10 protein-coding genes and 1 pseudogene are annotated in these 5972 nt (G+C 38.9%); 7 read left to right on the forward strand and 4 right to left on the reverse strand.

Features of this window, described 5'->3' with window-relative positions; all coding sequences use genetic code 11:
• Positions 1–469: 469 nt before the first annotated feature.
• The 4 genes from IM319_RS17380 to IM319_RS17395 all read left to right on the forward strand — a co-directional run bounded on the left by IM319_RS17380 (position 470) and on the right by IM319_RS17395 (position 2437).
• Positions 470–751: a UPF0175 family protein gene (locus tag IM319_RS17380; protein WP_286823680.1), complete on the forward strand. Its 282-nt coding sequence runs from the start codon at positions 470–472 to the stop codon at positions 749–751.
• Between the two features lies 1 nt (position 752).
• Complete coding sequence (locus tag IM319_RS17385; RefSeq protein WP_286823681.1) at positions 753–1241, forward strand: DUF3368 domain-containing protein; 489 nt, start codon at positions 753–755, stop codon at positions 1239–1241.
• A 456-nt stretch (positions 1242–1697) separates the two neighbouring features.
• Positions 1698–2054, forward strand: coding sequence for a hypothetical protein (locus IM319_RS17390; protein WP_287736422.1), 357 nt, complete (start codon positions 1698–1700; stop codon positions 2052–2054).
• Complete coding sequence (locus IM319_RS17395; RefSeq protein WP_287685032.1) at positions 2051–2437, forward strand: type II toxin-antitoxin system VapC family toxin; 387 nt, start codon at positions 2051–2053, stop codon at positions 2435–2437. The genes IM319_RS17390 and IM319_RS17395 overlap by 4 nt, the downstream gene beginning before the upstream one ends.
• A gap of 51 nt (positions 2438–2488) precedes the next feature.
• Here IM319_RS17395 and IM319_RS22640 read toward each other — a convergent pair whose 3' ends face one another.
• The gene (locus tag IM319_RS22640) at positions 2489–2656 is read right to left on the reverse strand and encodes a PEP-CTERM sorting domain-containing protein (protein ID WP_323801823.1); all 168 of its coding nucleotides are present in this window, start codon (positions 2654–2656) and stop codon (positions 2489–2491) included.
• Here IM319_RS22640 and IM319_RS17405 point away from each other — a divergent pair.
• Positions 2601–2852, forward strand: a complete 252-nt coding sequence (locus tag IM319_RS17405; RefSeq protein WP_286823679.1) for a hypothetical protein — start codon at positions 2601–2603, stop codon at positions 2850–2852. The genes IM319_RS22640 and IM319_RS17405 overlap by 56 nt on opposite strands.
• Positions 2853–2986: 134 nt before the next feature.
• Here IM319_RS17405 and IM319_RS17410 read toward each other — a convergent pair whose 3' ends face one another.
• Positions 2987–3172, reverse strand: a complete 186-nt coding sequence (locus IM319_RS17410; RefSeq protein WP_287736423.1) for a cadherin repeat domain-containing protein — start codon at positions 3170–3172, stop codon at positions 2987–2989.
• A gap of 22 nt (positions 3173–3194) precedes the next feature.
• Between IM319_RS17410 and IM319_RS17415 the strand changes: the two genes are divergently transcribed.
• Together IM319_RS17415 and IM319_RS17420 are read left to right on the forward strand one after the other, a co-directional pair.
• Positions 3195–3626, forward strand: a complete 432-nt coding sequence (locus IM319_RS17415; protein WP_287736424.1) for a restriction endonuclease fold toxin-2 domain-containing protein — start codon at positions 3195–3197, stop codon at positions 3624–3626.
• Positions 3627–3646: 20 nt separating this feature from the next.
• Positions 3647–4033, forward strand: coding sequence for a hypothetical protein (locus tag IM319_RS17420; protein ID WP_287736425.1), 387 nt, complete (start codon positions 3647–3649; stop codon positions 4031–4033).
• A gap of 309 nt (positions 4034–4342) precedes the next feature.
• On the opposite strand, the gene IM319_RS17425 is transcribed toward IM319_RS17420, so the two are convergent.
• Positions 4343–5305 carry a protochlorophyllide reductase gene (locus IM319_RS17425; protein WP_287736426.1) on the reverse strand — a complete coding sequence of 321 codons (963 nt, stop codon included), beginning with the start codon at positions 5303–5305 and terminating at the stop codon, positions 4343–4345.
• Positions 5306–5587: 282 nt separating this feature from the next.
• A pseudogene (locus IM319_RS17430) lies at positions 5588–5809 on the reverse strand (CsgG/HfaB family protein); the annotation flags it as partial.
• Positions 5810–5972 lie beyond the last annotated feature (163 nt).

Genomic DNA, 5972 nt, shown 5'->3' on the forward strand with positions numbered 1-5972 from the left:
AAGGCCGAATTTGAAGTCTTTTCTGAACGAAACCCCTTACTATCTGTTGTCAAGGTTCAGTTTTTAGCTTGGTTATCGCTTTTTCCATTGTAGCTTAAAGCCGTCGTAAAACGACGGGGTTTTAACCCAAATTTTCGATAAATCGAGCAGAGAGAAAATATCTGGTACAATGGCACTCCTGCAAGGATTTACCTAGGGATAAGCCGATTTGTGTTGCTGAGGCTATATTTTGAGCAACTTTTGTCAAGTTATTCGGAGAATCAAGTTATTTTGTCATCAGTTAAGCTGTACTGCATTTAAACTGCGTAGGGGAAATTTTAGTACAAATGCTCAAACCCCCTCTCCCCTCTCCCTGCTCCCAATTCCGACGCTCATATCAGTGATGCCGTAGGTTAAGGGGTTATTATCGGCATCGGTGGGGATAAATAAGTGTTATAAATAATTATAGGCTACTCAAAATAAATCTAAAATGACGACAACAGAAATTAAATTCACTCTAACTTTACCTAAAGTTCCAGAAATTCATCATCTGGAAGCTGAGAAAAAAGCTAAAGAAGCCTATGTTATGACGTTACTTCGTCATGGTGATATTAGTGCGGGACGTGCCGCAGAATTATTAGAGATCGATCATCATAAACTTTCTGATTTAATGGATCACTATAATATTTGTCCATTTCCTATGCAAACCCAAGAAGAATTACAACAAGAAGTGGCTGAGACTCTCCAAATTTTAGAGAGATATAAAAAGTAAAGTGATTATTGTCTCTGATACCACCCCTTTAAGTGAATTAGCAAAAGTTGGAAAACTTAATTTACTTCATGACATTTACGGGAAAATTATTATTCCTCAAGAAGTTTACCATGAGGTAACAACAGGAAATCATCCAGCAGTTAATTTAGTTCAATTAGCAGACTGGATAGAGAGACGAACCATTAGCAGTTCAGAAAAAGTCTCTACTTTGAAAACGATAACTAATTTAGGTTGGGGTGAATGTGCTGCTATGATTTTAGCTGAAGAATTAGAAGCCGATCAATTATTGATTGATGATTTAGAAGCTAGGCGAGTTGCTTTATCTCGAAATTTAAAAATTACTGGTACATTAGGTATTTTATTGGTCGCCAAACAACTAGGATTAATTACTAGCGTTCAGGAAGTTTTAGCTGCGTTAATTACTAAGGGTAAACGTATTAATACAAGACTGTATCAAGAGGTTTTGTCCACCGCACAAGAATCATTTTAATTATTCAATAATTGCTGAGAAAAGGACGTAAACATCATCACTCACGTCCCATGAAAACATTAATTAATTGTCGTTAGTGTTGTCTTGATTATGCTTTTTAGACAGCAATACACCTAACCCTAGTGTTGGCATCGGTGGGGGTAATTGTGTCAACAAGAGTGTTTAAGAGGCTATTTTCGGGAACGGTGAGGGTAGTATCGTAGAGGACTGGTGCGCTATTTTGGACGAATTTAAATGCACCTAAATCGACGTTTGTACCGTTAACGCGAGGATTTCGGGCAATATCAAAGGGTATTGCTTCGGTGATGTTGCTATCTCCGTCTAAGTCGCGGGTATCAGCAGGGAGGGAGGCGTTATTTCCGGCGTTGGTGATAAGATATTTTCTCCCACAAAAAAATCTTGCTTTGTGCTATGCTAAAATTGCCATTAAAACTCATAGTTAATACGAAAAACAGTATGAACGATGTAGAATTACGCCAGTATTTAATTGAGAAGTTAGGTATCTTATCCCCAGATAATATTAATTTAATATGGCAATTTGTTGATGATTTAAACCATGAACAAGCGTCAAAAAAATCTGATAATTACCTGATAGACAAAGCATTACAAAAATGGCAATTTCTAATTAAAAATAACCAAGAAATGGACAGGAAAAATCCTTTAAGTGAAAATGAGATTAAGATAATTTGCCAGTTTTTAGGTCAAGCTAATCAATCTCGTCCAGTAGGATTGGCTAAAGAAGAATTTGCTGTTCCCGATGATTTTAATAACCCCTTACCTGATGAAGTTTTGGACTTGTTTTATCCGCAATGAGATTGTTACTAGATACACACATTTTTCTTTGGTTAATTAGTGATAATCCTCGCTTGTCGGATAACTTGTGTGGTCAGATAAAAAATAGTAACAATGAAGTTTTTCTAAGCGTTATATCTGTTTGGGAATGCGTTATCAAGTATCAGTTAGGCAAATTAAATTTTCCCGAACATCCTGATATATATCTTCCCAAGAAAAGGAAACAGCATTTAATTAATAGTTTGGTTATTGATGAAAAAAGCATAGTACATTTAAAGGATTTGCCACTCCTTCATAAAGATCCTTTTGACCGCCTTTTAATGTGTCAAGCTTTACAACATGATTTAACGATAGTTACTGAAGATAATGCAATTTTAGATTATCCTAACTTACAGTTTTTGTGAGTATGAAGAAGGGACGTAAACCCTATCGCTTACGTCACCTTTAAACATCAATTAATCATCGTCAATATCGTTTTGTTTGTGCTTTTTAGACAACAACGCCTCTAATCCTAATATTACTATTCCTAGAATTGTGAGGGGTTCAGGGACAGACTGGATAGATTTAGTGGCTACTTGTAAATTATCAATTGAAAAAAGTCCATTACCACCAAGGGGAGATATCTCGAGACGAGATGCAGGAGTAGATCTGACAACACCTAAAAACTTAAAGGCGTTTGGGTTAAGGCTACTGATTGTAGAGGCGAATACTCATAAGCCTAGTTTATTATTTTTTTTTATTCATCAGCAGAGCTTATTAAATAAATCGAGCAGAGAGAAAATATCTGGTACAATGGCACTCCTGCAAGGATTTACCTAGAGATAAGCCGATTTGTGTTGCTGAGGCTATATTTTGAGCAACTTTTCTCAAGTTATTCGGAGAATCAAGTTATTTTGTCATCAGTTAAGCTGTACTGCATTTAAACTGCGTAGGGGAAATTTTAGTACAAATGCTCAAACCCCCTCTCCCCTCTCGCTGCTCCCAATTCCGACGCTCATATCAGTGATGCTGTAGGTTAAGGGGTTATTATCGGCATCGGTGGGGGTAATTGTGCCAACAAGAGTGTTTAAGAGGCTATTTTCGGGAACGGTGAGGGTAGTATCGTAGAGGACTGGTGCGCTATTTTGGACGAATTTCAATCAACTTAAAGTACAATCAAGAATGACAGATTTAAGTAACTTAATACAAGACTGGGCAAAAGATTTCCCGCGAAGACTGACACCAACCTATAATCAGCGTTATCAATTTCAGATTAGACATTGTGGTAATGAGGAAATTCGAGTCCGAGATGGAGGAGAAGAAATTTGGGCAGATGGCATTAATTATGAAACAGGAGAGCTTATGGAAGCTAAATTTATTGAAAATCCCGCTAATAGTCCCTATGTTGATAATTCTAATGTACCCCCTTTTATTCGGACAAAAGTTCAAGGCGATATAGAAAATGAATTTCGTCGCTATGGAGCAGTCAATAATGACCAAAAAACCCCTGTGGTTAAGTTGTTAGTAATTGTTAATATGAGAGAAGCCGTACCATTTTTTGAAAAATTACTCCGTCAGTTTAATATTCTTGGTACTGTTGTCGTTTTACCTTAAGTAAAAAGGAGAAGTTTTTAATGGAATATCTTATTACACCAGACCAACCGACCCAATGGAAAATTAACCCAGTAGATTTTATTGAAAATCTCGAAAAATCTTGGCATGATACCACGATTAAAACCCTAACTAATCCCGATGATTATTATAGCATCGAATGGGTTATTAAAATTCCAGAAAAAGGGACTAGATTAGATGGAGCATTACATCGAGATGGACAAGGAATTAGTTTGGATGGATATTTAGAAGATTGTGCTACTTTTGCCATTTGGTTTCAATCTCTTGTTCCTGAAAATCAAGAATTAATGTTTTATGATCAAGGCTATAATTACTGTTTAAAGTTACAGCCAAACACAGCAATATCTGACATCATCCAGCCATTTCTAAGTCAGTCAATTTCAGTATGAAACTCAATTAATCTAGGCAAAAAGACGTAAACGCTATCGCTTACGTCCCCTAAAAACATCAATTAATCATCGTCAATATCGTTTTGTTTGTGCTTTTTAGACAACAACGCCTCTAATCCTAAGTGGGAATAAATAATCAGTTTTTAATAACCGGATTTAGTATAATACCAAATCCGTTTTTAATAATATGATTAACTGCCGATCGAGCTTTAAAAACCCAGTTATGGATTGTTTCTTGCTGCTCTGGCCTCCCCGTTTCGACAAGGACACAAGTTAACTTGTGTCCTTTTTTAGTCTTAAAATCGTAAATTAGGCTAATCCGACTAATTTAGCGCTGTATTCCCACATTTTTGCGCCTCTTTCCTCGTCGCGAGCTTGAGGAGAAACCCTTTGAACAAAGGATTTACCCTCTTTTTTCTGACGATTGCCCCAACTCCAGTAAGCACCGGATTGACGGTATTCGGGGTCAGCAACCACCATAGCGACTCTTTCCCCGGCTAATTCTTGGGAAACATAGCCACCGGTGATATTTTTCTGGAACCAGGGGAAAAACTGCTGGAAAAAGGGGTAATGGTTGCGGAAAAGGGGTGTATCGGCCACACAACCCGGATAGAGGGAAGTAAAAGTGATTCCGGTCGATTGGTGATAGCGTTTGTGCAGTTCCCGCATGGTGAGAACATTACACACCTTACTATCTTTATAGGCTTTGACCGATTCAAATTTTTTGCCGTCGGCCATGGTAATCGGCTCTTGGAAACCGTTGGCAAACCCGTCTAAATCGCCCAAATCGGGACGAGGAGGAATTTTACCGCCTAATTCATCGGGATTATGGGTGACAGTGCCGAGAATGACTAAACGGCGGTCGGGAGAGGGAGAATTTTTTAGATCTTCCAAGAGCAAATTCGACAACAGGAAATGACCTAAATGATTGGTGGCCATGCTCAATTCATAACCGTCGGGACTTCTTAAGGGTTCTTTGAGCAAAGGCAGATAGATAGCGGCATTGCAGACTAAAGCGGTTAGAGATCTGCCCAAGGCCCGGAAATTTTTAACGAAGCGCCGGACGCTATCGAGGGAACCGAGGTCGATAAATTCAATACAGTAGTTATCCCGGGGAATGTTCAACTCCTTGGCGGCCTGTTCCATTTTCGGGATATCCCGACAGGCCATAACCACAAACCAACCTCTTTGAGCAAGGGATTTAGCGGCGTAGAGACCGACTCCAGAAGTTGTCCCAGTAATGATCACCGTGGGTTTTTTATCTTGTATCATTTTTTGATAATTTTCGTTAATCGCTCTGGTCTAGGGAATATGTAAGGGATTCCAATCATAAATTTTATCGGTTGTCTTGCCTGACCCCGGGGTTCGCTTTACATAACTTCAAATTTTCCTGAGTGTTCACTTATCAGTGATCAGTGATCAGTGATCACTGATCAGATTTGAGTTTTAAGTTTACCGATCTCCCCACCACCCCACACCCCACCACCCCACACCCCACACCCCACACCCTACACCCCACACCCTACACCCTACACCCCACACCCCAATCCCCAATTAACGAATGGGTTTAGCTAAATCACCGACTTTAAAACCATTACCGGTAATGATGCGACCGACGCTAGATTGACCATCAGCTTCGACAATTTCGAGAGTGCCAATCGGTTGAGTAATCTGACGGATAACCTTACCCGTTTGCGGATCCTTGACCGTTTGAGTCGTCCGTTCGATGGAAATGCGTAAACCGACACGATAGCCTTCTCCCGTACCGGTAGTGATCCGATAGTAGTGGCGTAGCTCTCTTGCTTATCTAGCCTGAGTTGTGTAGAATATTGACTAATAAAAATAATTACCTGATAAATGTCAAGAATTTGCTTTTTATGATTCAATAATTTGCTTTTTATGATTGCTGTTTTTATCAAAATCTTCTCTGGGATTATTA

Origin of the sequence: Microcystis sp. M113S1, assembly GCF_020246945.1 — a bacterium.
Classification (GTDB): Bacteria; Cyanobacteriota; Cyanobacteriia; order Cyanobacteriales; family Microcystaceae; genus Microcystis.

Bases quoted from the DNA above. Each gene is read 5' to 3' on its own strand.
- IM319_RS17390 (WP_287736422.1), top strand. From the start codon at position 1,698: ATGAACGATGTAGAATTACGCCAGTATTTAATTGAGAAGTTAGGTATC.
- IM319_RS17415 (WP_287736424.1), top strand. From the start codon at position 3,195: ATGACAGATTTAAGTAACTTAATACAAGACTGGGCAAAAGATTTCCCG.
- IM319_RS17420 (WP_287736425.1), top strand. From the start codon at position 3,647: ATGGAATATCTTATTACACCAGACCAACCGACCCAATGGAAAATTAAC.
- IM319_RS17395 (WP_287685032.1), top strand. From the start codon at position 2,051: ATGAGATTGTTACTAGATACACACATTTTTCTTTGGTTAATTAGTGAT.
- IM319_RS17380 (WP_286823680.1), top strand. From the start codon at position 470: ATGACGACAACAGAAATTAAATTCACTCTAACTTTACCTAAAGTTCCA.
- IM319_RS17425 (WP_287736426.1), bottom strand. From the start codon at position 5,305: ATGATACAAGATAAAAAACCCACGGTGATCATTACTGGGACAACTTCT.